This is a genomic window from uncultured Methanofollis sp. (assembly GCF_937919355.1).
GTDB lineage: Archaea > Halobacteriota > Methanomicrobia > Methanomicrobiales > Methanofollaceae > Methanofollis.
Genome location: NZ_CALFSA010000060.1, coordinates 1 through 24,495, shown reverse-complemented (window position 1 = coordinate 24,495; position 24,495 = coordinate 1). Strand labels below are relative to the sequence as shown.

Annotated in this window: 25 protein-coding genes and 1 pseudogene; 20 read left to right on the top strand and 6 right to left on the bottom strand. The window is 59.1% G+C overall.

Annotation, left to right across the window (positions count from 1 at the left end):
• From Q0520_RS02940 to Q0520_RS02885, 12 genes and pseudogenes are all read left to right on the top strand, one after another.
• Positions 1–820 (top strand): annotated as a pseudogene (locus Q0520_RS02940) (methyl-coenzyme M reductase subunit alpha); the annotation flags it as partial.
• Between the two features lie 232 nt (positions 821–1,052).
• On the top strand, positions 1,053–1,952 hold the full coding sequence (gene mtrE / locus Q0520_RS02935; protein ID WP_298666389.1) for a tetrahydromethanopterin S-methyltransferase subunit E: 900 nt from the start codon (positions 1,053–1,055) through the stop codon (positions 1,950–1,952).
• Complete coding sequence (gene mtrD, locus Q0520_RS02930; RefSeq protein WP_298666386.1) at positions 1,949–2,788, top strand: tetrahydromethanopterin S-methyltransferase subunit D; 840 nt, start codon at positions 1,949–1,951, stop codon at positions 2,786–2,788. Before mtrE ends, mtrD begins: the two co-directional genes overlap by 4 nt.
• Before the next feature lies 1 nt (position 2,789).
• A complete protein-coding gene (gene mtrC, locus Q0520_RS02925) occupies positions 2,790–3,656 on the top strand; it encodes a tetrahydromethanopterin S-methyltransferase subunit MtrC (RefSeq protein WP_298666383.1) in 867 nt (288 codons plus the stop codon).
• Entirely contained in the window at positions 3,656–3,940 is a 285-nt protein-coding gene (gene mtrB / locus Q0520_RS02920; RefSeq protein ID WP_298666380.1) for a tetrahydromethanopterin S-methyltransferase subunit MtrB, read from the top strand. Before mtrC ends, mtrB begins: the two co-directional genes overlap by 1 nt.
• A gap of 10 nt (positions 3,941–3,950) precedes the next feature.
• Positions 3,951–4,679: a tetrahydromethanopterin S-methyltransferase subunit A gene (mtrA, locus tag Q0520_RS02915; protein WP_298666377.1), complete on the top strand. Its 729-nt coding sequence runs from the start codon at positions 3,951–3,953 to the stop codon at positions 4,677–4,679.
• A complete protein-coding gene (locus Q0520_RS02910; RefSeq protein WP_298666374.1) occupies positions 4,680–4,877 on the top strand; it encodes a tetrahydromethanopterin S-methyltransferase subunit F in 198 nt (65 codons plus the stop codon).
• A 10-nt stretch (positions 4,878–4,887) separates the two neighbouring features.
• Positions 4,888–5,631: a tetrahydromethanopterin S-methyltransferase subunit A gene (gene mtrA, locus Q0520_RS02905; RefSeq protein WP_298666371.1), complete on the top strand. Its 744-nt coding sequence runs from the start codon at positions 4,888–4,890 to the stop codon at positions 5,629–5,631.
• 13 nt (positions 5,632–5,644) lie between these two features.
• Positions 5,645–6,667 carry a tetrahydromethanopterin S-methyltransferase subunit H gene (gene mtrH / locus Q0520_RS02900; RefSeq protein ID WP_298666369.1) on the top strand — a complete coding sequence of 341 codons (1,023 nt, stop codon included), beginning with the start codon at positions 5,645–5,647 and terminating at the stop codon, positions 6,665–6,667.
• An 858-nt stretch (positions 6,668–7,525) separates the two neighbouring features.
• A complete protein-coding gene (locus Q0520_RS02895) occupies positions 7,526–8,263 on the top strand; it encodes a hypothetical protein (protein ID WP_298666367.1) in 738 nt (245 codons plus the stop codon).
• Positions 8,264–8,376: 113 nt separating this feature from the next.
• Positions 8,377–9,573 carry a hypothetical protein gene (locus tag Q0520_RS02890; protein ID WP_298666364.1) on the top strand — a complete coding sequence of 399 codons (1,197 nt, stop codon included), beginning with the start codon at positions 8,377–8,379 and terminating at the stop codon, positions 9,571–9,573.
• Positions 9,574–9,639: 66 nt separating this feature from the next.
• Complete coding sequence (locus Q0520_RS02885) at positions 9,640–11,073, top strand: hypothetical protein (protein ID WP_298666361.1); 1,434 nt, start codon at positions 9,640–9,642, stop codon at positions 11,071–11,073.
• Positions 11,074–11,148: 75 nt separating this feature from the next.
• On the opposite strand, the gene Q0520_RS02880 is transcribed toward Q0520_RS02885, so the two are convergent.
• From Q0520_RS02880 to Q0520_RS02870, 3 genes are read right to left on the bottom strand one after another with little or no spacing between them, the layout of a single operon-like run.
• Positions 11,149–11,883 carry a sugar phosphate isomerase/epimerase gene (locus Q0520_RS02880; RefSeq protein WP_298666358.1) on the bottom strand — a complete coding sequence of 245 codons (735 nt, stop codon included), beginning with the start codon at positions 11,881–11,883 and terminating at the stop codon, positions 11,149–11,151.
• Positions 11,880–13,136 (bottom strand): heme ABC transporter ATP-binding protein, encoded by a 1,257-nt coding sequence (locus Q0520_RS02875; RefSeq protein WP_298666355.1) that lies wholly within the window; start codon positions 13,134–13,136, stop codon positions 11,880–11,882. Before Q0520_RS02875 ends, Q0520_RS02880 begins: the two co-directional genes overlap by 4 nt.
• Positions 13,137–13,144: 8 nt before the next feature.
• Entirely contained in the window at positions 13,145–14,068 is a 924-nt protein-coding gene (locus tag Q0520_RS02870) for an iron ABC transporter permease (RefSeq protein ID WP_298666352.1), read from the bottom strand.
• Between the two features lie 258 nt (positions 14,069–14,326).
• Here Q0520_RS02870 and Q0520_RS02865 point away from each other — a divergent pair, with 258 nt between their 5' ends.
• From Q0520_RS02865 to Q0520_RS02850, 4 genes are all read left to right on the top strand, one after another.
• Entirely contained in the window at positions 14,327–15,379 is a 1,053-nt protein-coding gene (locus Q0520_RS02865) for an ABC transporter substrate-binding protein (RefSeq protein WP_298666349.1), read from the top strand.
• 427 nt (positions 15,380–15,806) lie between these two features.
• Positions 15,807–16,370: a LemA family protein gene (locus tag Q0520_RS02860; RefSeq protein WP_298666346.1), complete on the top strand. Its 564-nt coding sequence runs from the start codon at positions 15,807–15,809 to the stop codon at positions 16,368–16,370.
• Positions 16,371–16,381: 11 nt separating this feature from the next.
• A complete protein-coding gene (locus Q0520_RS02855) occupies positions 16,382–18,196 on the top strand; it encodes a DUF2207 domain-containing protein (protein ID WP_342765233.1) in 1,815 nt (604 codons plus the stop codon).
• A gap of 168 nt (positions 18,197–18,364) precedes the next feature.
• On the top strand, positions 18,365–19,345 hold the full coding sequence (locus Q0520_RS02850) for a flavodoxin domain-containing protein (RefSeq protein ID WP_298666343.1): 981 nt from the start codon (positions 18,365–18,367) through the stop codon (positions 19,343–19,345).
• On the opposite strand, the gene Q0520_RS02845 is transcribed toward Q0520_RS02850, so the two are convergent.
• Positions 19,284–19,910 (bottom strand): phosphoribosylanthranilate isomerase, encoded by a 627-nt coding sequence (locus tag Q0520_RS02845; RefSeq protein WP_298666340.1) that lies wholly within the window; start codon positions 19,908–19,910, stop codon positions 19,284–19,286. The two genes, Q0520_RS02850 and Q0520_RS02845, sit on opposite strands and share 62 nt — an antisense overlap.
• A gap of 46 nt (positions 19,911–19,956) precedes the next feature.
• On the opposite strand from Q0520_RS02845, the gene Q0520_RS02840 reads away from it, so the two are divergent.
• The gene (locus Q0520_RS02840) at positions 19,957–20,316 is read left to right on the top strand and encodes an NUDIX domain-containing protein (protein WP_298666337.1); all 360 of its coding nucleotides are present in this window, start codon (positions 19,957–19,959) and stop codon (positions 20,314–20,316) included.
• Positions 20,317–20,580: 264 nt separating this feature from the next.
• The gene (ftsA, locus tag Q0520_RS02835) at positions 20,581–21,930 is read left to right on the top strand and encodes a coenzyme F390 synthetase (protein ID WP_298666334.1); all 1,350 of its coding nucleotides are present in this window, start codon (positions 20,581–20,583) and stop codon (positions 21,928–21,930) included.
• Positions 21,931–22,116: 186 nt separating this feature from the next.
• Here the strand turns inward: ftsA and Q0520_RS02830 are convergent, their stop codons facing one another.
• Positions 22,117–22,533 (bottom strand): hypothetical protein, encoded by a 417-nt coding sequence (locus tag Q0520_RS02830; protein ID WP_298666331.1) that lies wholly within the window; start codon positions 22,531–22,533, stop codon positions 22,117–22,119.
• A gap of 70 nt (positions 22,534–22,603) precedes the next feature.
• Between Q0520_RS02830 and Q0520_RS02825 the strand changes: the two genes are divergently transcribed.
• Positions 22,604–22,873: a YwbE family protein gene (locus Q0520_RS02825; protein ID WP_298666326.1), complete on the top strand. Its 270-nt coding sequence runs from the start codon at positions 22,604–22,606 to the stop codon at positions 22,871–22,873.
• On the opposite strand, the gene Q0520_RS02820 is transcribed toward Q0520_RS02825, so the two are convergent.
• Complete coding sequence (locus Q0520_RS02820) at positions 22,802–23,728, bottom strand: AEC family transporter (protein WP_298666323.1); 927 nt, start codon at positions 23,726–23,728, stop codon at positions 22,802–22,804. The two genes, Q0520_RS02825 and Q0520_RS02820, sit on opposite strands and share 72 nt — an antisense overlap.
• A gap of 246 nt (positions 23,729–23,974) precedes the next feature.
• Between Q0520_RS02820 and Q0520_RS02815 the strand changes: the two genes are divergently transcribed.
• On the top strand, positions 23,975–24,220 hold the full coding sequence (locus Q0520_RS02815) for a hypothetical protein (protein ID WP_298666320.1): 246 nt from the start codon (positions 23,975–23,977) through the stop codon (positions 24,218–24,220).
• Positions 24,221–24,495: the final 275 nt, after the last annotated feature.

Genomic DNA, 24,495 nt, shown 5'->3' with positions numbered 1-24,495 from the left:
CGCCCATATGATCCAGGCCGACCGCAAGTACCCGAACGACCCGGCAAAGTCCGCTCTCGAAGTCGTCGGTGCGGGCACGATGCTCTTCGACCAGATCTGGCTCGGTTCCTACATGTCCGGCGGTGTCGGTTTCACCCAGTACGCGACCGCCGCATACACCGACAACATCCTCGACGAGTTCACCTACTATGGTATGGACTACATCAAGGACAAGTACAAGGTCGACTGGAAGAACCCGAAAGCGGCCGACAAGGTCAAGCCGACCCAGCAGATCGTCAACGACATCGCCACCGAGGTCACCCTCAACGCGATGGAGCAGTACGAGAAGTTCCCGACCATGATGGAAGACCACTTCGGCGGCTCCCAGCGTGCTGGTGTCATCGCCGCTGCCTCCGGTCTCTCCTCTGCAATTGCAACCGGCAACTCCAACGCCGGTCTCAACGGCTGGTACCTCTCGATGCTCCTGCACAAGGAAGGCTGGAGCCGTCTCGGCTTCTTCGGCTACGACCTGCAGGACCAGTGCGGTTCGGCGAACTCCCTCTCGGTCAGGCCTGACGAAGGCTGTATCGGCGAGTTCCGTGGCCCGAACTACCCGAACTACGCAATGAACGTCGGCCACCAGGGCGAGTACGCCGCTATCGTCGGCAGTGCCCACTACAGCCGCGGAGATGCCTGGTCGCTCTCCCCGCTGATCAAGATCACCTTCGCCGACCCGTCCCTGAAGTTCGACTTCGCCGAACCCAGGCGCGAGTTCGCAAAGGGTGCGATCCGCGAGTACATGCCGGCAGGCGAGCGCTCCCTGATCATCCCGGCCAGGTAAATCCCATAACTCAACTTTTTTTTACCTACTGCAAACAGGCATGCCGAAACCGGCAGTATCATGCCCGTTTGGGTGATTTAAACCATATAATTGGATTAATCCCAATACTTTCCGAAACATTTAATTAAATCATAAACGACTGTTAAATGAACCACAACGAGTTTGAACTCCATCTCTGTGGTAACGCGAACTGAAAACTCTCGTGCATCTCTGTGCGCTGGGAGGGAGACGAATGGAAAGCGTATTATTAGGCATAGGAGTCACAGCATTGGCAGGTGCTCTCGCCACCGTTGCCGGCGCTGCTGAGGATACTGAGTCCAACATCGGATCACAGGGTGACCCGAACTCTCAGGTCCAGCTGGCTCCACAGATGGGCTACATCCACCGGATCTACAACAAGGCAGTATCCGGCGAACCGCCCGCATATGGTCTGTGGGTCACCATCAGCGCAGGCGTGGCCTGGGCATTCATGATCACCGGGATGAACCCGGTGCTTGCGATTGTCATCGCATCCGCACTTGCAGTCTTTGTGCAGGGTGTGTATGCAACGACCGCATATCTTGGCAGGACAGCAAGTCTTGCGAAGTTTGAACAGCCGGTGTACATCGATGTCATCAAGTCGGTGACCACCGTCACAATGGCACATGCCTTTGTTGCAATATTTACCACGGTCGCGATGTGTTACCTCCTCGTGGAGGCTCTCGGCCACCCGTTCCCGCTGCCTCTTCTCGGCATCGTCTGGGGTATCGCCCTCGGTGCCGCCGGGTCTGCAACCGGCAACCCGTTCTATGGCAAGGAACGCCAGTACCAGACCCAGAACTTCGGCGCTGGTGTGCCGATCTCCGCGTCCGGTAACATCGTCAGGTACGCCGAAGCCGGTCAGCGCAGCTCCCTTGACAACGGCTGGTTCACCGCCAAGCTCGGTGGCCCGGCATCGGGTGTCTGCTTTGGTCTGATTGTGTTCCTCGAACTCTGGAGAACCGTTCTCTTCGAGAGCGTCGCCGGAGGATGGGGTGCAATCATCGCCGGTGTCGTCATCATCCTGATCTTCATGATCATCGACCGTTACATCGAGGTCTGGGCCAGGAAGAACTACGGCCCGTACGTCAAGGCTGAGGAGGTGTCGGCATGACCGCAATTGCAGCCAAGTCCACCGCGTCCGAGGGCATTAACCCGGTCGCATCAGTCATCGGTATCGTGATCATCATCGCGGCGGTTGCCATCACGGCGGTCGTTGCGAACTTCGCCCTCGCCGCACTTATCGGTGTGATCATCGGCGGCCTTCTCATCGGCTTCGGTGTTCACTTCGTGCCGGTCGGCGGTGCACCTGCAGCCATGGGCCAGTCACCGGGCATTGCAACCGGTGTCGCCATGCTCGCAGCCGGTGCCGGCCTTGCCGGTCTCTTCGGCGGGGCATGGGCGGCGGCGAACCCTGAGTTCGGCATCGCCATTGTCATCGCTGCCGGCGCTATCGGTGGCGGTCTCCTGATGGCAGTCACCTGCCTGATGGTCAACGTTGTCTACATCTTCGGTATGGGTATCCCGGCCGCCTCCGGTAAGGTCGCAAAAGACCCGATCACCGGCGACTCCCAGGCCGAATACAAGTCCCAGGGCACTGAAGGCCACGGCCTGCCGTTCGTCTCCTACGTCGGTGGCGTAATCGGCGGTATGCTCGGCGGTGCTGGCGGTACGCTCATCTACTACGAGCTCCTCCAGGTCTACGCCGCACGGCTCCCGGAGATCTTCGGTGCAACTGCCGAGGGCGTCCTCCCTGTTGCCATCTCTCTTGCGGGCATCTTCGCCGTCGGTATGTTCCTCATGAACGCCGTGCTCGCCGCATACAACATCACGGGCACGATCGAAGGCCCCCACGACCCGAAGTTCAAGCGCTTCCCCCGTGCCGTCATCGGCTGCGCCGTCGCTTCGGCAGTTGCCGGGCTGTTTGCAGTTCTGATTGTGGTGGTGTAAAATGACAGTACAAGTTACCGCGTCAACGGGCGGCATTCCCCACAACAAGATCATGGCATTCGGCCTTGTGGGATCTCTTGTCTGCCTGTACCTGACCTACCTGAACCAGTACCTCTCTGTCGAGTACGCCGCCTTCTTCGGCGGGCTTGCGGCAGTCTTCGCCCTGATCTGGGGCACTGACACCATCAAGCACCTCTGCAGTTACGGTATCGGTACCGGCGTGCCGTCGGCAGGCATGATCGCATTCGGCTCCGGCGCCATCGCCATGCTCCTTGCGACCGCAACCCAGTTCAACAGCATGTTCCTCTCCCCGATCATGGCCGTCGTCTTCGGCGCCATCATCGGCGGTGTGGCCGGTTGGCTGGCAAACAGCGTTATGAGGATGAACATCCCGGTCATGGTCCGCTCGCTCACCGAGATGGCCATCATCGGTGCGATTGTTCTCATGGGCTTCACGGCCGTCATGGCTGGCGGCTTCGGTTTTGAAGCTCTCTCTGCACGGGAGTTCGCTCTTTTTGGCTCTCTTGCCATTAAGAACTTCGAATTCACAGTCCTTGGTGGCTGTCTTGTCGCGGTCTCCTTCATGCTTGGCGCCATCGCGCTGCAGCACCCGTTCAACGCCTGCCTTGGCCCCGGCGAGAAGCAGGACCGGACACTCATGCTCGCCGCAGAGTGCGGCTTCCTCTCGATGATCCCGGTCGCCGTGATCTCCTTTGCCTTCGTCGGCATCGGTGCGGCAGTTCTCTCCCTCATCGTGGCAGTCGTCGGCTGGTACTACACCTACGCCCGCTACATCGAGCTCAGCAAGCGTGACGCATTCGCATGGCTCGACGCAAAGCCGATTCTCGAACCAAAGGGTGAGGACTAATGGGATATGTCCAGGTACTGCCCGAATTCGGGCTGGTCGTCGACCCGACGGTCGGCGTTGTCACCACAGCCGGAGTCTCATACCAGCCGGTGATCGATCAGGTCGCCGAACTCGAGAAGGTCGCCGACGACCTTGTCGGCATGCTCTCGGGCGAAGGCAGTTTCCTTGCCTCATATCCAGGCAGGGAGAAGTCTCTGGTCGTCGCTGGCGGTGTCACCGCACTCTGGTATGGTATCGCTGTAGGACTGCTCCTTGCGGGGATTATCGCCCTCGCACTGATCTGAGGTGAAGAAAATGGCAGACAAGACATCACCGGCAAGTGGATGGCCCCTCGTGAAGGGTGACTTCCACTCGGGCGACGCAAACTCGTGTGTCGCAGTCGTCACCATGGGCTCCCACCTCGACGAGCAGGCCATCTGTGACGCAGGCGCGGCACTCTGCGGGTCCTGCAAGACCGAGAACCTCGGCCTTGAGAAGGTCATCGCAAACGTCATCGCAAACCCGAACATCAGGTTCGTCCTCCTCTGTGGTACCGAGGTCAAGGGACACCTTTCAGGCCAGACCCTGAGAGCCCTCCACGAGGGCGGCGTCCAGGGCGGAAAGGTTGTCGGGTCCCAGGGCGCGATCCCCTTCATCGAGAACCTCGATGACGCGGCGATCAAGCGTTTCCAGGAACAGACCGAGGTCGTCGACATCATGGAGTCCGAAGACATCGGCGCAATCAAGGCAAAGATCGCTGAACTCAAGGGCAAGGACCCTGGAGCGTTCGGCGAGGCGCCGATTGTCGTCGAAGTCAAGGAAGAAGGCGGCGCCGCGGAGGAAGTCAGCGGCGAGATCGTCGAGATGAACGGCGACCTTGCGCTTATCCACGCCCGCTTCAAGACCATCGAGAAGATGGTGACCGACATCGGCTACCGCGACAGGTTCGCAGCCGGCGTCTACTCGGGCAAGATCGAAGGCCTGATGATCGGCCTGATCGTCTCTTTCGCCCTGCTCGGGTTCCTCTGGATGGGGGCGATCTAAATGGCAGAAGAAAAGAAAACTGGCGCAATCAGGATGGCCGCCATCGACGCCATCATGACTGACATCAAGTTCAAGGCACAGATTACCGCCAGGACGAACAAACTCGACTCCGGCATCATGGACTCAGGGATCCCGGGCTTTGCCCTCGGGATGCTCATCTCACTTGCCATGATCCTGGTGCCGGTATTCCTGATCTGAGGTGAAGAAAATGGCAGACAAGACATCACCGGCAAGTGGATGGCCCCTCGTGAAGGGTGACTTCCACTCGGGCGACGCAAACTCGTGTGTCGCAGTCGTCACCATGGGCTCCCACCTCGACGAGCAGGCCATCTGTGACGCAGGCGCGGCACTCTGCGGGTCCTGCAAGACCGAGAACCTCGGCCTTGAGAAGGTCATCGCAAACGTCATCGCAAACCCGAACATCAGGTTCGTCCTCCTCTGTGGTACCGAGGTCAAGGGACACCTTTCAGGCCAGACCCTGAGAGCCCTCCACGAGGGCGGCGTCCAGGGCGGAAAGGTTGTCGGGTCCCAGGGCGCGATCCCCTTCATCGAGAACCTCGATGACGCGGCGATCAAGCGTTTCCAGGAACAGACCGAGGTCGTCGACATCATGGAGTCCGAAGACATCGGCGCAATCAAGGCAAAGATCGCCGAACTCAAGGGCAAGGACCCTGGAGCGTTCGGCGAGGCGCCGATCGTCGTCGAAGTCAAGGAAGCCGAGGGTGGCGCCGCAGGTGCTGCGGTCGCCGGTGCAAACCCGCAGTTCCTTGAGATCGAGAAGAGACTCGACGATATCGAAACGAAGATTGAGTTCGTAGACGCCGAGGTCGCTCAGCGTGTCGGTCGGAAGATCGGCCGTGACATCGGCATTCTCTATGGACTGGTGGCTGGACTGGTCGTCTTTGAGATGATCGTGTTCCTGCTCCCGAAGATAATGAAACTGATGATGTAAGGAGGCGAGATCAATGTTCAAGTTTGAGAAGGAACAGGCCGTTTGGGACTTTAACGGCATCAAGATCGGTGGCCAGCCGGGTGAGTACCCGAGAGTGCTTGGCGCATCCATCTTCTACAACAAGCATGAGGTAGTGCTCGACGACCACACGGGAAAGATCGACAAGGCAAAGGCCGAGGCGCTCTGGAACCGGACCCAGGAACTGTATGACCAGACCGGGAACCCGTTCTTCATCCAGATCATCGCCGAGCACGGCGAGGCATTCGAGAGCTACTTCGACTGGTTCTGCTCGATCGATGACAAGACCCCGTTCCTGATGGACTCCTCGGCGCCTGACGCACTCGCGCACGCCTGCGAGTACGTCACCGAGGTCGGCATCGCGGACCGTGCGATCTACAACTCGATCAACGGATCCATCACGCCGGAGAGCATCGAGGCCCTGAAGAAGTCGGACGTCAACGCGGCGATTGTCCTCGCCTTCAACCCCGGGGACCCGTCGGTCGCCGGCCGTGAGAAAGTGCTCGCCGAGGGCGGCGTTGCGGGCCAGGAGAAGTCCATGCTCGCCATTGCCGAAGAGTGCGGCATCACCCGCCCGATCCTGGACACTGCGGCCACGCCGCTCGGCCTCGGTTCCGGCGGTTCGTTCCGTGAGATCCTCGCCTGCAAGGCGATCCACGGCATGCCGACCGGCGGTGCCTACCACAACATGACCGTCTCCTGGACCTGGCTCAAGCGCTGGCGCAAGAGCGTCCTCGCCTCCCAGTACGAGGGCAAGGACCTCCTCCTCGAGCAGATGTCCCACCACCACTTTGGTGGCATGGAGGGCATCAGGCAGACGGCATGGGCATCCCCTGATATCGGCTGCAACATCATGGCCATGACCCTCGGTGCGGACCTGATCATGTTCGGGCCTATCGAGAACATGGAAGGCACCGCCACCGCGGCCGCATTCAGCGACATCGTCCTTGCCGAGGCCCTCAAGGAGCTCGGCGGCGAGGTCAAGGCCGAGAAGCACCCGATCAAGATGCTCGTCTAAATCCAATCCCCTTTTTTTTGTCCCCCGCAAGGGCGGGACTGTGGGTACGGGCCTGCGGGGTACGTGAGCATGAACATCGGGTCTGGAAAATTTCCTGAAAAAACGCTTCTGACAGATCATCGAAGAAGTGCGGATCAGGGTCATACTCGACGATCATGGCATGTGATCGTCTCTTCTTATATGGGCCTTTTTCTGATACACAACCACATAATATACATTAAAAATCAGTGAGATCAGCAAAATTTTTCTCCATGCAGTCTTTACACCTGTTTCAGAACATCTTAATCTCCTATTATCCACAAAAAATGTCCTCAGGCCATCGCACGCTGCTCGCGCCAGAGAAATGTATATATACTTAAGAGTGTATCCAGAAGTTGCGGTAGTTGCCAAGGTCATCAGGGCGTGGAGAGAGTGCAGGACATCGATGGGCGCCCTGTCAACCGATGAAGCAAGACTCCACCCCTTCACGTGGGGAAAAGTCCATCTACCGTGCCAGGTGGCCCGTCTCGTACACCACAGCCTGGGAAACATATCCCTGGGGGGATTTTAAAAATGAAACTTCGTCTACCGATAGGTATCATTACCGCGGTTATGATGATACTGGCACTTATGATGGTTCTGCCAGTGTCAGCGGCAACATCGCCGCAGAATGTTGAAACGTCGGCTACAATCGCATCAGGGACAGGAAGCATTCCCGTTGTGCTCTGCAAGTGGGAAGCTGACACTACCACATCCTTGGAAGACGGTGACACGGCTCACAAAATTGCCGGAAGCCAGTTCCTGCCCCCGGTAGAATACCAGGGCACGAAGACTATTCAATATTTCGCTGTCGTCTGGGATGATGAGGACAACGGCAACGTGAACGTCGTCTCCTGGGACGTCAACCACCCGATAAACGCCTGGGGCGATGGCTCATTCAAGTACCAGGTCATGGGCGAGAAAGTTACCGACAAGGCTGAGGCCGTGGCCCTCTTCCAGGACGCCATAAACGCTGGCCTTGTGACCGTGGCCGAGGGGTATGACGCAAACACCATCCTCACCGAGTACCTCGAAAAGGGCACCGCCGCTGTGTGGGTCGGCACGGCCGATCTTGATTACTGCCAGCCCGCCGGGGATTACACGGTTGAGGCAAACGCCATCGACTTCAACAACAACTGGGCTCTGTCTCTGGTGAACACCTTCCTGTACGTGCCCGTCGCGGCCTATGAACTGGACTTCGACGCTGTCAGCTATGGCAACGTGAACATCAACACGCACAAGTGGATTGCAGGAAACACCGTCTTCAACGCAGGTGACGGCAGGCCGACCATCAGGAACATCGGCAACACCGCCTTGCAGGTCACCGTCATGCAGGACGACATGGGCCTCGGAAGCAGCCTGAATGGCTGGAACGTGGAGTGGGACGCCCGTCTGGGCAACGATGACGCCAACAGCGTCGTCTACAAGCCCAATGAAGAGATCACTCTGCCAAACGCCCTCCCGCTCTGCAACACTGAGGAGCTTGACTTCTCCATCAAGATCTTCAAGGGGACCACGGGTGGGAAGACCGGCGCAATGACTATCGGGGCCATCGTATCCCCAGAAAACACCGCGTGAATTTAAGTGGCATAGATTGTGACCATCCCACCAGTTTTGTGCCAATATATGGCACAAAACCGGTTTTATGACTGCTGATCGCAGCAAGAAATGACGCAGAAAAAGGAGAGACAATGAATCCGAGATCAAAGGTTACAATCGTCACTGCCATCCTGCTTATGGCAGTGATCACCGTTCAACCAGCGAGTGCTGCAGGCATAGCCGTCGGGCCGTCCAGCCAGATCATTGACAACGCACTGAGAGAAGGGGTCTTTGAACGACCTTTGACCATCTTTAATCCGTCAGATACGGACATAGAGATAGTTCTGAATGCTGAGGGTCCTGCAAAGGACTGGATCCGATTCTCAACAGTCGATGGCGGGGAGGAGATCCTGAAGATCTCTGTCCCGAAGAAAGGTCAGATCCCCGTCCTGATGCACGTAACTGTTCCTGACGACGTCGCGAACGGTCGTTATACGACACAAATAGTTGTTGAGACTGTTCCGGGTGAAGATGTCGCAGGTTCGGTGGGGATGATCCTTAAGGCGACATCTGCTCTGACGATCATGGTGACCGATGTCGAGAATGTCTCCGGTGACGTCACGAGCATCGTGGTAAGGGACACTGAGGTGGACATACCTCTGGGTATTGAGATCGGTTTCAAGAACACCGGGAATGTTGTGGCAACCCCTGAGATAACCGCCGTCATATCGCACGAGGGATCAGCCATTGACACAGTTTCGCAGAACGACACGCCAGTCCGTCCAGCCAGTACCGAAAGGATCGTGGCGTACTGGCCCAACAAAGGCCACGATGCAGGGACGTACCAGGTGAATGTTACGGTCTCGCTCCGTGGAGAGGTGCTGGCAGAGGAGGGGCGCACCTTTGAGATCCTGCCGTTAGGGTCTCTGACCAGACAGGGTGAACTGAGCGATCTTGGCTATGAGGGAGCGCTTGTCGTTGGCAAACCAATCAAGATCACAGGGCTTTTCAAGAATTCAGGATCTATCGCAACGAGAGCCAAGATCTCGGGGGAGGTCTATCAGGGCGACAACCTTGTCGACGTGATATCAGGCGATGAGATGACGGTCCGGGTCTACAGTGAGAGTCCTCTGACTGCTTATTACACCCCGAAAGAGTCGGGAGAGTATGCAATGAAGATCTGTGCCATCTATGAAGGCAAGACGTCAGATGCAAAAGACATGGCCTTTACTGTTCAGTCAGATGATCCGTCGAGTCAGAGTATGCCGGTCACGACGGTCACGGCCGTTGCAGCGCTTGCATTCATCTGTCTCGTGGTGGGGGGAAGACGATATCACGAGAAACGGTGACCGATTTTTGCCCATGAGAATGTGTGTTCTGCAGGGATAAGATCATCAAATGAAGAGAGGCACAATATGATGAAAAGTACGGACATGATCGCGATCATCTTCGCGATCCTCCTTGTTTCGGTCTCCGCCGTGCAGGCGCTTGGGGGCTCGCCTGTGGACGCTCCAGAGGACCCTCTGGGGGATGGCTCTCAGGAGGAGATAGTCGGTGCTGGAGTGGATGGCAGTGACAGTGAAAGACTGGATGAGCCCCTTCCAGAACAAAACGACTCCGGCGACGATCCCGCCGATTTGGGTGAGGACACGCCGGTGCAGGACGACCTGCCTGGATACGAGGCAGATGATGCACGTTTTCCTGGATTACATGAGTCTGAAGAAGGCGACGGAACGGAAAGTCAGGGTACAGACTTTCAGGATGCCGGGAATGACATGGATGAACCTCAATCGGGCGAGACACCACAATTAGATGAGGAAAATGCAACCGTTGATCCAGGCTCTGACAATATGACATATGATACCGTCACGACTCCCGTCCCGACAGATCCTCTTGAACATTCTCAGTCTGCCGGTCCCGAGACCGATCTGGAGAGAGAAGAGAGTGATTCAGGGCCATCGGATTCACCCTCGGTGAACAAAACAATCGATGAGGCAACACGCCATGCAGCCATACTCTGCATGTGGGAGCAACTCGATCTCGCCGAAGGCCGGTTCGATGATGATGCGGTCCTGGCGGGAAGCCAGTTCCTGCCGCCCTGTGCGTACGGCGCTGTAAAGACCATACAGATCCATGCCGTTGTTACCGGAGACACCACAACCCCGTATTCTGTCGTGGCCGACGTGACGTCGCCTGACGGATCGGCCTTCTCCCGGATCAACCTGATCAGGCAGGACTCTGGAGGGGACGTACTTGAAGCGATCCCCATGACCAGTTTGATCACATATGCTCCCGGAAAGAGCCTTAATGAGGCGGTAAGTGCTCTGGAAGACTCACACGCGGTGGTCTATGCGGGTAACGTCGATCTCTCCTTCGACCAGGCACCGGGCGATTACAATGTCTCTGTACAGATCCTGCCTGAAGAGGGGGACACAATCGAGCAGAACCTTTTCAATGTCTTCACATATCTACCGACTGCATCCTTCGAGATTGACTTCGCAGAGGTCGACTACGGCACCATTGAACTGAAAGACGAAACGTGGGTTGAGGGGGACGCAGAATTCGGGACTGCACAGAAACCGACGGTGCGAAACACCGGCAATGTACCGGTCTGCATCACCATCACCCAGAACAGTATGGGGCTCCATGGTTCTGTCTCGTACATGGCAAAAATTGGCAACAATGAAACAGTCGTCACCTTCGAGCCTGGGGAAGAGGTGATACTTCCTGATGTTCTGTCAGTGACCGAAACAGCACCGCTCTCCCTCGCTATCACAATCTCCCAGGGGGAGGGTCAGCCAAAGGGTAGACTCCAGGTCAGTTGTGTCCCCGCCCCGCCGGATATCTGACCTAACACTTTTTTTGCGTCTTCAGGCAGGCAACCACCCCATAATATACTCCGCCCCCTTCAAGAACAAAAACCCTCACCACACCCTTCCCAGATATGCGAGGCTCTCCCCCACTGCCGCTGGTTCCAGAACCTCGACGACGGCCGTCGCCGAGGGGGGAAGGGCAGACCTGACCGCGGAAAAGTCGATGCACCCTGAACCGCAGGCGGCGTGCTCGTCGGTCGTGCCGTGGTTGTCGTGGAGGTGGAGGTGCACCGGCCTCCCCTCCCTGAGGAAGGCGTCGAGGGTGCCGGTGAGGCGGGCGTGGCCGACGTCGAGGGCGAAGCCGAGGCCGAGGTCGTCGAGGACGGGGAGGAGGCCGGGGTCCCTGAAGTGGCAGCAGGGCCATGAGCCCATGTTCTCGACGGCAAAAGTGACGGCGGCGTCCTCCTGGAGGCGGGAGAGGTCATGGAGAGAGGAGAGGAGTGCCGCCTCCGACGCCGCCCATATGCCCCTCTCCATGCAGAAACCGGGGTGGACCACAAGCCTCTCCGCCCCGATCTCGTCGCAGACACCGGCGAGGTCGGCGATGACCTGCACCGACGCCTGCCGCAGCCTCTCGTTGGGGGTGGCGATGTTGAGATCTGAGGTTGGGGCATGGACGGTATATCTCAGGTCGAAGGAGGCGCAGACGTCGGCGCAGGAGAAGAGGGAGTGAGTGGAGTCCGAAAGGATCTCGACGAGAGGGACAACACCGGCAAGGGCTTCCAGGGCCTCGCCGAGGGGTCGGCCCATGAAACAGTAGGTGGAGGCACCGGGAGAGGCGGTCATTCCCCGACCGCCGCCAGGTCTCCCAGTTTTTCGAGGAGTTCAGGGACGCTCCTGACAGCCACGGCACCGTCACGGCAGAGGGTCGAGAAGATGGCGGTCGCCTCCCCTCCCGTATAGTCACGCTCCGAAAAGGGTGTCCCCGAAGGTGCCAGCACGAAGATGGGAAGGCCCTGCCGCCCGGTGAGGGCCCGGAGGTTGGAGATGTTCCCCGCCCCGACCGGCATCTCGGTGACGACGACGGCGTCGGCGCCGTCGAGGAGGCGGGCATATGCGGCAGAGGACGCAGGTGACACCGGGGCGAAGGGGGGTTCTCCGATGACCTCGATGCCGAGGGCCCCGGCGGTCGTGCAGTCTGAGTCATTGGCAGAAAGTACGCCCGCTGTGAGGCGGTAGCCGCGGGCGGAGAGGGCATACATTGTCTCGGCCCCTGTGCCCCCTCCGCAGACTATGTGGACGTGCAGACCGCCGCCATTCGCGGTGGGTGCCGCATCATACCGCGGCACGAGGTACGGCCGACCGGTGAGGGGGTGGGTCCTGACCATCATCCCGACCCCGAAGACCTGGTTGATGGCACCGGCGGTGAGCACCTCCTCCGGTGCACCCGCAGCCACGACCCTGCCCTTCTCCATCAGGACGATCCTGTCGCAGAAGCAGGCCGCAAGATTGAGGTCGTGAAAGACGCCGATAACCGTGACGCGTGGGGTCAGCCCCCTGATGATGGAGAGGACCTCGATCTGGTGGCTGATGTCGAGGTGAGACGTCGGTTCGTCGAGGAGGAGGACCTTCGGCTGCTGGGCGAGAGCGCGGGCGATGAGCACACGCTGGCGCTCTCCCCCGCTGATCTCGGTGATGAGGCGGTCGGCAAGGTGGACAGTGCTGGTCTGCTCCATCGCACGGCGGCAGATCGCATAGTCCTCCTCCTTCAGCGAGGAGAGGGGGCCGAGGTAGGGGTGGCGGCCCATCAGCACGATCTCCCGGACGGTGAATGCAAAGGGGACGCCGGTCTCCTGCGGGACGACGCCGAGGCGCGTGGCAAGGTCCCTGACCGAGTAGTCGGCGATCTCCCTCCCGTCAAGAGAGACAGTCCCCTCCTCCGGCCTGAGGATGCGGGAGAGGGTGCGCAGGAGAGTTGTCTTCCCGCACCCATTCGGCCCCAGTATCCCGATGAAGGACCCCTCGTTCACGGCGAGGGAGACCGACTCCAGCACCTTCGTGTCCCCGTAGCCGACGTCGAGGTCTTCTGCCCTGAGCATATCTGCTGTCATGTCCGTGTCCTGCTCCGGAGGAGATAGATGAAGAAAGGTGCGCCGAAGAACGACGTGACGATGCCGACCGGGATCTCAGAGGGGAAGAGGGTTCGGGCGAAGGTGTCTGCCCAGAGGAGGAGAATGGCGCCGGCCATCATGGAAGCGGGGATGAGCACCCGGTGGTCGGGCCCGACGATGAGGCGCATTACATGCGGCGTGATGAGTCCGATAAAGCCGATGGCACCCGCGACCGAGACCGCGATCCCGGTGATAAACGAGGAGATGAGGAGGAGGGCGACCTTCAGTCTCTCGACATCGACGCCGAGGTGGACCGCGTCCTCATCCCCGAGGGAGATGACGTTCAGGTCACGTCCACAGAGAAAGAGGCCGAAACATCCGATCAGGATAACGGAGGCGATGCCGACATCGTCCCAGGAGATATTCCAGAAACCCCCCATGAGCCAGAAGACGATCTGGTGGAGGCTCTGGCCGGCGATGTACATCAAAAGCGAGAGGAGCGACGCCAGGAAGAGCGAGACTGCGATCCCGGAGAGGAGGAGAGTCTCAACTCCGACCCGGCCGTCACGTCGGGATATGAGATAGACGACGATTGTCGAGGCGGTGGCGCCGACAAAGGCAAAGACCGGTATCCCTGCACCTGCAAGAAAGACGATGGAGGCGGCCGCACCGAGAGCGCCGCCGGAGGAGGTGCCGATGATATAGGGGTCGGCCATGGAATTCCGGAAAAGTCCCTGCATCGCCGCACCTGCGGCGGCGAGTCCGGCACCGACAAGGACGGCCGCAAGCACGCGGGGGAGGCGGTAGTCAAAGAGGAGCATCCAGATCGTTGCAGGGTCCAGGTCAAGGAGAGAGAGGCCGCTCGACCCGATGGTTGTTGCAAGGATGACACTCACACAAAGAAACAGCATGAGGGCCATCAGCACGACCGGGGTACGGGATGGTATAGTCGACAATATCCAATGATTTTACTTTAAAAAAAATAAAGTTACCTAAAGATGAGGGGACGCCGCAGGCAGGGAAGAGGGATACACCGATGATAGAACCCATCCGGTCCGGACTCCGGAGAGAGACAGCGCAGATACACATGCACGGGCAAAGAGAGGGGGGCGTGTCCGCAACACGTGATAACATAATATTGTATTAACACCACATAACTTTACAAGACAGTGATCATAATGAAATTCCTCCTTCCTGCAGGCATTGCCTGTATACTCCTGATACTGGCCGCTGTCCCGGCCTCAGCAGAGACAGGGGCACCAGATATCGCCGGAACATCTCCGGAGTGGCAACCGGTGACCGTCACCGACGACTTCGGCACCACGGTCACCATCAACACCGAACCCCGGCGGATCGTCTCCCTCGCCCCGGCAAACACCGAGATCCTCTTTGCGCTCGGCCTCGGCGACCGGGTGGTCGGCGTGACCGACTACTGCAACTACCCGGCAGAAGCGACCGAAAAACCGAAGGTGGGCGGGTACGCCACCGTGAACATCGAACAGGTCATCACGGCACGACCTGACCTCGTCGTCGCCGCCTACGGCAACACAGAGGAGACGATAGAGCGGATGAGAGGACTCGGTCTCACAGTCGTCGCCCTCAAACCCGACTCCGTCGACGGCACCCTCATGGACATCAGGCTTGTCGGAAAAGCCACCGGCGCGGAGAAAGAAGCGGCGTCTCTTGCCGGTGGCATCGAAGACAGGATCGAGGCCGTCAGAGAGAAGATGGCAGATGCCACAGAAAAACCGGGGGTCGTCCACGTAATGTGGTACGAACCAGTCTGGGTGAGCGGCAACAACACCTTCCAGGACGAGATGATCAGGCTTGCCGGCGGCGAGAACACCTTTTCTGATGTGGAAGGCTGGCAGGTCGTGGACATGGAGAGGATCATCACGGCCGACCCCGATGTCATTCTCGTAAACTCAGGGACAGGTATGGGCGGGGAGGGTGAAGACCTCATCTACCAGTCCTTCATGAAAGAACCGCGTTTCCAGAACCTCAAGGCCGTGAAGGAGGGGCGGGTCCATATTGTCGAGTCGGACACCATGGACAGGGGCGGTCCCAGGATCGCCGACGCCCTTGAAGACGTCGCCGCAACCGTCCACCCCGAACTCTTCCCGGCGACCGGGACTACGACGACCACCGCACCACCCGCACCGGGATTCAGCGCCTTCACAGGGTTCGCCGCACTCGCCGCCGCCGGCACCCTCCTCCGGCGCCGCGAGTAACTGATCCTCTTATACCGGGAACCCCGCAGGTGGGGTCTTCCCACCCCCCCCATCAGGAAGACCGCGAGAATAGGCCCTGAAGAAACCCTCGCGGGAAAGTACTTCCTGAAGCGATAGGGAGAGAAATTCTATTCAGAAGTGCTTGGTCCGGGGGGCTGCCTTGAAGACTCCGTCTTCGAGTTGCGAGCGTCAGCGAGTTCAAGAAGACCGATAGGTCTTCGCTGACGACCGGAGGGAGTCTAGTCGAGAAGACGAAGTCTTCGAGGGCGGGGGCGTAGTCCCCCGGCTAGATCGTGAGGAAGGCAATGGATCCGTGTACCTCTTCATGGGATCGGGGATCCATTGATCCAATTATGAGGGTTTCTACAAAGCCCGAGAATACATATATTCTTATCCGGACAGAGCGACGTTTCACCAAGGTGAATAGATGGATTTCGGTACCATCATCCTCATCGCCGTCATTGCGATCGTGCTGATCGTCCTTGTCGGCTGGTTTATCAGTATCTACAACCGCTTCATGAACCTGAAGAACTCAGGCGAGGCAACCCTCGGCCAGATCCGCGTCGCCATGAAGAAGAGACTCGACCAGATCGAGCAACTCCTCGGGTCTGTGAAGAGTTATGCCTCCTTCGAGAAGGAAACCCTCACCCAGGTCACCGCAATGCGGGCAGGCGTTGGCAAGGCCGACCCCGGCGACCTCAACGAGGTCGAGAGGCAGTCGCGCTCGATCATCGGCAGACTCTTTGCGGTCGCCGAGGCCTACCCCGACCTCAAGACCCAGGCAACAGTCTCTGAACTGATGACCTCCATCAGGAACATCGAGGACGAGATCGCCCGCCAGCGCTACACCTACAACAACATCGCCCAGCAACTCAACACCATGACAGAGACGATCCCGTCCAACATCGTCGCCTCCCTCATCCACGTGAAGAAACTTGAATATCTCGAGTTCGAGAAAGAAATCGAGAAGGCGCCGAAGATCGAGTTCTGAGGTGACTGAGGTTGGGCGAAAACAGGCAGATCGCTGCCCTGGTCATCATCACCCTTTTTGTCGGTCTTCTCGCGGCTGGTGCCGCGGTCATCCTACCCCCCCTCCTTGAGGGCGACCTTGTCGTCGACGATTACCAGGCGACTCTCTTCGAGAACGGAACGCTGGTAGAGAGGTACACCTACGAGGTGAATGCCGACGGAGAGTACAGGATGCTCTACCGCTACTTCGATGACCCCCTCCTCTTCTCTGACGGTTCGGTGCCGCACATCAGGTACGTCGGCATGGACGTGCCTGCGGGTGTCATCGGCTACGCGAAGGACGCCTCCGGCGGGATCACCGCTTCTCCGGGTGCATCCGCGTCTGAGAAGGCCTTCATCAGGGACGCGGCAAACCCGAACGAGGTCGGCATCTATAACCCCGGGTACTTCGCCGCCGGGACGTACACCGTCGAGTACACCTTCCAGGTCAGGCCCCCTATCGAGTACGACAGCACCGCCACCCACGTGAACATCAAACTCGTGAGAGAGCACATTCCCTACCGCCACCTCACGATCACCCTCCCCGACTGGCAGGGGATTGAGGCCGTGTACGCCTATCCCCCCGGCCTTGCGGTCGAGAGGGACGGCGGCACCGTGACGATCACCGGGACGGCATCGGGGAACGACCCGGTCGCCGTGGAACTCCTCCTGCCTGCCGGCGCTGAGCAGAGGATAGACGGGTTCCCGCGGCAGGTGGACGATGTCAGGGGGCAGACAGAGTCGGGTGCTTTCTGGTACAACCTCCCGTACCAGGCGGCCTCAGGACTGTATGCACTTGCCATCCTGCTTGTCCTCGCGCTCCCCCTTATCCTCTTCTGGGTGTACCGCAGGTACGGGCAGGAGAACGGCTACACTGTCCCTGAATACCTCAGTGTCACGCCGAACACCTCCCTCAAGCCCTGGCAGGTGAACCTCCTCTTCAAGGGCGACGTGAACGAGTTCGACGAAGACGGGTTTTACGCGACAGTGCTCGACCTCCACAGGAAGGGCGCGGTGACGATCAAGGAGAAGCCCGAAGGGAAGGGCGTGCTGATCACCGTCAACAGCACGAGTTCGGACGACAGGTACGAGCAGCGGGTGCTCACCTATCTCTCCAACCTCACGAAAGGCGGGACCTTCGACAGCGCCACTCTCGAAACCCTTGCGGCCAGGGCGGCACACGACACCACGGCTGAGACGACGATCACTCAGTTCCAGAGCAGTCTGAAAGCCCTCCAGAGCAGCGTGGACACCTCGATCACGACGAAATATGCAGTGGACGGCCGGGGCTTTGTCGCCCCGCTCCTCTTCCCCGGCCTTCTCCTCCTCGGCCTCGGCATCCTTGTCATCGTCCTTGCCCCGGCGACTGAATACATCGCCGTGCCGGCGATCCTCCTTGCGGTGGCAGCCGTCATCGAGGTGGTCATCGCCCTCGCCTTCCCCTCCACCCTCTTCGGGCACTGGAAGGACGAGCACTACAGGGAGAAACTGGAGTGGGACGCCTTCGCTCATTTTCTCTCCGACCTCGCGCAGATCAGGAAGTACACCCCTGAGGACGTCTCGATGTGGGGCGAGTGGTTGGTCTACGGCACCGCCCTCGGTGTCGGCGACAAAGTCGAAGAAGCGATGAAGGACCTGAACATCAGCTTTGAAGAGGCGGGCATGCCCCTCTATTCCAACATGCACATCGCCTTCGTCCCGATCGTCGCCTTCTCCCCGCCGTCGAGCGGTGGCGGCGGTGGTTTCGGCGGAGGAGGAGGCTTTGGAGGAGGCGGTGGTTTCGGCGGAGGAGGCGTCGGCGGAAGATAATAATCCTGCGCCGACTGCTACACTCTCTTTTTTCGTTCTTGAGAATTTCTCATCCCCAAGGGGTGCCACTTCCGTGATCTCGCGAGAGCAACGAGCGATAGCACGTGGCATGCATCACACGGGCCATGAACACCAGATATTTAATAGTATGTAACCAGAGAAGGGCATATGCAGCGGACCTGTGTCATCTACGAGAGCAAGTATGGAACGACAGAGGAGATTGCAGGGGCGATCGCACTTGTCCTCGGACCGGCACGGACCTGCAGGCCCGAGGAGTTCACGGACGACCTCACCTCCTTCGACCTCTTCGTGATCGGCACGCCCATCTACAACGGCAACATCGCCCCGTCGGTCCGGCGTTTTGTCGAGACCAATGCCAGATGGCTGAAGAAAAAACCGGTCGCCCTCTTCTGCACCTGCCTGAACATCCCGAAAGGCCGGTCCTACCTCGCCGAGTTGCAGGACTATCTCGGGAAGGACGTGCCTGCCGTCGCCTTCGGTGGTCGTCTTGATACCGCAAAACTCGACAGGGACGACAGGACCGCTCTCACCCTCTATGCAAGGAAGACCGACTTCGTCCTCGAAGACCGGGATCTCACGAGCATGAGGGCGGTCGCCGCCTTCGCCCTCGCCCTGCGGGAGAAGAACGAGTGCCTGGAGGGCCGGGTGCCCGAGGACGAACTCCTCACCGGGATAGAGACCTTTCTCCGTTCCCACCGCACCGGCGTCCTCGCGACAGGGCACGGCGATAGGGTGCGGGCGACGCCCATCGACTATATCTACGCCAACGGCATGGTCTACATCTACAGCGAAGGGGGGGAGAAGTTCGCTCACCTCATCCAGAACCCGGCAACCGCCCTTGCCATCTACAATGACGACACCTCACCCGAGGAGATCAGGGGGCTCCAACTCTCGGGCCGGGCCGAGATCCTCAGGCCCGAGAGTCCCGGCCACAGGGAGGCCCTCCTCCTCAGGGGCATCGACATGGAGAGGCTTGCTGGCTTCACGATCGAGATGAACGTCATCAGGATCACGCCCATCAAGGCCGAGTACCTCAACGCCGCATTCAAAAAAGAGGGGTGCGCGATCAGGCAGGTCTACCGTTTTCCCCTGAAGGGCAGCCGCGTGCCGCTGCCACAAATGCCCTGATCAGGGCCGGGTCCTTCACACCCGGCACCCTCTCCACACCCGAACAGACGTCCACTGCATAGGGGTGGAACGCCTCCACCGCGGCCCTGACATTCCGGGGGTCAAGACCTCCTGCAAGGACCACCGGCACCCGACTCTCACGCATGACCGCCCGCACCGCCGCCGGGTCGAAGGGCCGACCTGTCCCGCAACTCCTGTCCACGATATAGGCGTCGGCGTGGGGCGGGAGGGGGACGCCTTCGACCACCCTGATCACCTGCACGCCGGCGGCACGGGGAACGTCATGGAGGTGCGAGACCTGCACGGCCGCCGGGTGGAGGGCGATGACGCGGTCGAGGTCGTCCGGAGAGGTCGTATGGGTCACCACCACCCGCGCCGTAAAGGGACCGAGGGCGGCGAAGATTTTTTCCGCCTCGTCAGGGCAGATAGAGCGGGGCGAGTCCGAGTACATCACCACGCCGACGGCGTCGGCACCTGCCTCCTCGGCCACGACAGCGTCCTCCACGCGCGTCACACCGCAGATCTTCACTCTCACGTAGGAGTGACTCCGCATCAGGTCATACATCGCTATCACAACCTCTTTGAATCGATGAGCCCATAATCCTTCGTCGATGGCAGGCGCACACGACAGGCGGAGAGGGACAGCAATCATCGAGAGTCAAAGAGGGATTCTTGTTGTTACTCATGGTAACGGAGGAGTCTATCTCCTCCCCGGCGGGGGCGCAAGAGAAAAAGAACTCCAGATCATAGCGGCGATCAGGGAGTTAAAGGAGGAAACAGGACTCTATCCCATCGAAGTCAGATATCTCTTCACCCATCTCAAAGCAAAAGTCTTCGTGATGACGGTGAAAGGAACGCCGAGGCCATGCAATGAGATCAAAAAGATTGCATGGTACCGGCCAGGCAGTCACATCAATATCTCCAGGAACACCCGGACAATCATCGACAGATACCTTCAGATGAAGGAATGAATTGCTGTGTATAATGTGGCATGAATTGAGAGCATGCCCCGGGAAGATCGAACAGGATATCCAGAGAAGGGAGATTGCCATCCTGTCCCTATCCTGAGCGGGGACGACCGGAGGGAGTCAAGAAGGTCGAAGTCTTCGAGGAACGAGCGTCAGAGAGTTCGAGAAGGTCGAAGACCTTCGAAGTAGTCCCCCGGCACAAAGGCACCCCAAAAAGAGAACTTCCATAACCGAACAAATATAATCCCTCCACACCTCCACCAGCACATGGCCTGGGATTTGTACTGGGACGAGAATGTCGAGACGATGGAGCGCGGTGACCTCGACGCCCTCGTCGACGAGCGGGTGAGGTACACCGTGCGCTACGCCGCCGAACACTCGCCCTTCTACAGGAGATGGTTTGCCGAACACAGGATAGACCCGGCGTCCGTCACCTGCCACGAAGACCTCCTCGAACTCCCGATCGTCGGGGGCAACACCATCAGGGAGAACCAGCCGCCGAACACCGACGACTTCGCCTTCCTCTCCGTCGCGAATAAGGACGTCTTCACCATCCACGAGACGACCGGCACAAGCGGCATCCCAAAGTCCTTCTTTCTCACCTGGGAGGACTGGGAACGCTACGCCGAGAAGTACGCCCGCGCCTTCATGATGGAGGGGCTTGTCCCCGGCGACCGCCTCGTCGTCTGCGCCTCCTATGGCATGAACGTCGGCGCGAACACCATGACCCTCGCCGCACACCTGATGGGCCTCTCCGTCATCCCGGAGGGGAAGTGCACCTTCCCGGTCAGGGTGATCAGGCACTACCACCCGACGGTCATCGTCGGGAGCGTCTTCAAACTCCTGAGGCTCGCCCGGAGACTGAAAGCAGAGGGGATCGACCCGGCAGAGTCAGGGGTGCGCCGCCTCATCGTCGGCGGGGAGGGCTTTGCAGAGGAGTCGCGCAACCATCTGGAGAGGGTCTGGGGCTGTGAGGCCTACAACACCTATGGCTCGACCGAGGGGACAATGTGCGGCGAGTGCAGTGTGAAGCAGGGCCTTCACTGTCCCGAAGACCTCGTCCACGTCGACCTCTACGACCCGTCACTGGGCCGGTTCGTGAAGGACGGGGAGGACGGGCGACTCGTCCTGACCACACTCCTCCCTCCCGGCGGGAAGGCCGGCACACTCCTCCTCAACTACGACACCGAAGACTGGAGCAGGGTGGTAACCAGGGGGAGGTGCGCCTGCGGCAGGACGCACCTGAAGGTCCTCCCCCCCTGGCGCGAGGCCGAGACTGTGGTCATCCAGGGCTGCGCGCTCAACAGGATCGAGATCGAGCGCGCCGTCTTCCAGCCAGAGAACCTGGACAGCATCACCGGGGAATATGAGGCCTTTGTGTACGGCGACGAGGACGAGACGGTCCTCCGGGTGAGCATGGAGTGCGACGACCCGGCCCACGCGGACAGGAAAGGAATAGAACGGGCTTTCATCGCTGCACTCTTCGCGGGGATGCCCGACCTGCGGGGGGCCCACGAGGAAGGAAAGTTCAGGGTCATCTTCAACTTCACGCCTCCCGGCGGCCTGGAACTTGCGGCGGTGAAAGGACGGCCGAAGAGACTCGTGGACAGGCGGTGAAACGAACACATTGACTTAATCGCAAAGTTAAACAGATAGATTTAATAATGCGGGCGACGAGGGGATACATGCCGGAGTGTGAGGCGCACCATCAGGGTAGCATCAACTTCAGGCTTCAGTTTCTGGCACTGAAACTCCCCCTTTTTTAGGGGGATCAAAAATTCCCAAAAAAGAATTTTGTTTTGATCACGCTTTTTCGAGGACGGGTTTACCCTCCGCAGTCCAGAGGTTGCTCCTCGACCAGATCACCGCACCGTTCCTGACGGCATAGGTGTTGAGATAGAAGAGGTCGACATCCGCTGTGTCCGCGGGGACGGCAACATTCTGCGGGACGACCAGAAGATTCCTGCTCACCGGCAGACCCTGCGCCGCACTGCGTGCCGCCATTGCCTTTACATACTCGAAATCAGCGGCCCCGACCGAGGCAGCCATCCTGACATTCACCAGGATGCGCTCCATTTTGCCGGGACGCCTCCTGACCAGGACGTATGCAGGGGAGTCGTCGCCGTTGCCCTGTTCAAGGCGCCAGCCTTCTTCAGCCCTGTACACTTTTTTGAGGTCGCGCTCAATGGTATTGTAAATAGCCTCTTTACATGCACCCATTATAAATCCACTCTCAGTACCTATTCCCCTGACAACATTAAAAGCGTTATTCAATGAACCTGAGTACCCCATGAACGGACAACACAGAAAAGATATACACCCGGGCATTCTCGTCGATATCGTCCTCAAAGCTGACCAGAGGACAGGAAAGAGAACCCGCGGCGTCGTTGCGGAGATCCTGACCAACTCGTCCTACCACCCGCACGGCATCAAGGTGAGACTGAAAGACGGGAAGGTGGGAAGGGTCCAGGAGATTATCGCCGGACCCTCAGGCAACCAGCACGGCGATGCAGGGAATGGTCAGCGTACAGAAGAGAGTCGAGATAAAGACCCCCTGTGACGCAAGACGCGTGTCCGCCTCGTACTCCTCGGCAAGGATGGCCGCGTTCGCGGCCGCCGGCATCGCCGCCATGATCACTGGCACCCCGAGCAGATAGGGGTCGGAGATGAAGGGCGAGAGCACCGCCCAGACGATGAGGGGGAGGAGGAGGAGGCGTGCCGCCGTGACCACATAGATCCGCCACCCGGCAAAGATCTCGGACGGCGCAATCCTCGCGAGCATCGCACCGATGACGATCATCGAGAGAGGAGTCGTCAACGACCCGACGGCCGCGATCGCTCCTTCAACCGGCACCGGCAGTCTCACCGAGAGGAGGAAGAAGATGAAGCCGACAAAGACGGCAATGATCCCGGGGTTCATGAGTATCAGCGGATTAAACCGGGCATCGACACCGCTCCTGTGCCGGGTGAGCATGAGTATCCCTACAGAGAAGACCAGCAGGTTGAATGGGAGGTTGAATATCGCCGTGTAAAAGAGCGCATCTTTCCCGAAGATGGCATCGATGACAGGGAAACCCATGAATGCCGTGTTCGAGAACATCAGGAGAAAACCATAGATCCCCCTCTCTTCATCAGAAGACCCGAGCAGTCTGGGGAGGTACCAGGCAACGACCAGGGAGATCGCATAAAAGACCACCGAGATCAGGAGCATCTCCTCGCAGGCCGAGAGGAGGTCGGCACTGAAGGGCACCATCATTGATGATACGATCAGGGCGGGGAGGGCGACCCTGACAAGGAAACTGCATGCTCCGGTCGTGGTCTGGTCATCGAAGACTCCCATCTTCCTGGCCGCATATCCGGTCAGGATAAGGAGGAATAGTATGACAATCTGGTTGAAGATGGTAATAAAGTCCATTATTGGCCTCTCCGCCGCCGGGTCACCAGCATCTGATGCGCCCGGCATAGACGGCTTATTCCAGGATACCTCCCCTCACGTCCCTCTCCTGCATTCTCGAAAAGGACGGAGGAGGGCGAGGCATACCATGTTGCAGTGTCCTTAATTATTTTTTATGATTAGATATAGGGATTGCGGTCGGGCCGAGTTCAATTTTAATGATTAACTACAGCAGAATATATATGCCGTGACGTTGACAGATCCCTGGTGATTATGATGCACCGTTATGACGACGAAACCGTCCTTTACCTCTATCTCTCCGTCAAGGACGGTAACGAACCTATGGTGAACGAGATCCAGCGCAGCGCCGTCGATCTCCTCACCGAGATGGCACGGAGCGGAAACACCGAAGCCTTCAGGGCCCTTGAAGACCTCGCCAGCGCACCCATGATCCACCCGATCCTGCGCGAGCAGATCCGTTCCGTGGTCGGCACCCCTGTCCCGGCCAGATAAGAAAAGTATCCCACACAGGCCATATACCCGGGAGAAACCCTCCCCCACTCAGGCCCACCTCCCGCCCGCGCCTATCATGGGCGACGGGCGGCATCCATTCCCCGGGACGCATTTTTCACAGCAGGACTCTGCTATCCTGACTCTGAAGCCTCAGATCGTATTCGAGAGATACCCCTCTGCTTCAAGGGAAGGATGCACGGAAAAATGCCCTGCATATTCCCTCTCAGGGGATCTTTGACGTCTTATATTCTCCAGTTCACTGGCGCTCGCCACCC

Excerpts from the sequence above, each read along its gene's own strand:
- mtrE (WP_298666389.1), top strand. The coding sequence starts at position 1,053 with ATGGAAAGCGTATTATTAGGCATAGGAGTCACAGCATTGGCAGGTGCT.
- mtrD (WP_298666386.1), top strand. The coding sequence starts at position 1,949 with ATGACCGCAATTGCAGCCAAGTCCACCGCGTCCGAGGGCATTAACCCG.
- mtrC (WP_298666383.1), top strand. The coding sequence starts at position 2,790 with ATGACAGTACAAGTTACCGCGTCAACGGGCGGCATTCCCCACAACAAG.
- mtrB (WP_298666380.1), top strand. The coding sequence starts at position 3,656 with ATGGGATATGTCCAGGTACTGCCCGAATTCGGGCTGGTCGTCGACCCG.
- mtrA (WP_298666377.1), top strand. The coding sequence starts at position 3,951 with ATGGCAGACAAGACATCACCGGCAAGTGGATGGCCCCTCGTGAAGGGT.
- Q0520_RS02910 (WP_298666374.1), top strand. The coding sequence starts at position 4,680 with ATGGCAGAAGAAAAGAAAACTGGCGCAATCAGGATGGCCGCCATCGAC.
- mtrA (WP_298666371.1), top strand. The coding sequence starts at position 4,888 with ATGGCAGACAAGACATCACCGGCAAGTGGATGGCCCCTCGTGAAGGGT.
- mtrH (WP_298666369.1), top strand. The coding sequence starts at position 5,645 with ATGTTCAAGTTTGAGAAGGAACAGGCCGTTTGGGACTTTAACGGCATC.
- Q0520_RS02890 (WP_298666364.1), top strand. The coding sequence starts at position 8,377 with ATGAATCCGAGATCAAAGGTTACAATCGTCACTGCCATCCTGCTTATG.
- Q0520_RS02885 (WP_298666361.1), top strand. The coding sequence starts at position 9,640 with ATGATGAAAAGTACGGACATGATCGCGATCATCTTCGCGATCCTCCTT.
- Q0520_RS02880 (WP_298666358.1), bottom strand. The coding sequence starts at position 11,883 with ATGACCGCCTCTCCCGGTGCCTCCACCTACTGTTTCATGGGCCGACCC.
- Q0520_RS02875 (WP_298666355.1), bottom strand. The coding sequence starts at position 13,136 with ATGCTCAGGGCAGAAGACCTCGACGTCGGCTACGGGGACACGAAGGTG.
- Q0520_RS02870 (WP_298666352.1), bottom strand. The coding sequence starts at position 14,068 with ATGGCCCTCATGCTGTTTCTTTGTGTGAGTGTCATCCTTGCAACAACC.
- Q0520_RS02865 (WP_298666349.1), top strand. The coding sequence starts at position 14,327 with ATGAAATTCCTCCTTCCTGCAGGCATTGCCTGTATACTCCTGATACTG.
- Q0520_RS02860 (WP_298666346.1), top strand. The coding sequence starts at position 15,807 with ATGGATTTCGGTACCATCATCCTCATCGCCGTCATTGCGATCGTGCTG.
- Q0520_RS02850 (WP_298666343.1), top strand. The coding sequence starts at position 18,365 with ATGCAGCGGACCTGTGTCATCTACGAGAGCAAGTATGGAACGACAGAG.
- Q0520_RS02845 (WP_298666340.1), bottom strand. The coding sequence starts at position 19,910 with ATGTATGACCTGATGCGGAGTCACTCCTACGTGAGAGTGAAGATCTGC.
- Q0520_RS02840 (WP_298666337.1), top strand. The coding sequence starts at position 19,957 with ATGGCAGGCGCACACGACAGGCGGAGAGGGACAGCAATCATCGAGAGT.
- ftsA (WP_298666334.1), top strand. The coding sequence starts at position 20,581 with ATGGCCTGGGATTTGTACTGGGACGAGAATGTCGAGACGATGGAGCGC.
- Q0520_RS02830 (WP_298666331.1), bottom strand. The coding sequence starts at position 22,533 with ATGGGTGCATGTAAAGAGGCTATTTACAATACCATTGAGCGCGACCTC.
- Q0520_RS02825 (WP_298666326.1), top strand. The coding sequence starts at position 22,604 with ATGAACGGACAACACAGAAAAGATATACACCCGGGCATTCTCGTCGAT.
- Q0520_RS02820 (WP_298666323.1), bottom strand. The coding sequence starts at position 23,728 with ATGGACTTTATTACCATCTTCAACCAGATTGTCATACTATTCCTCCTT.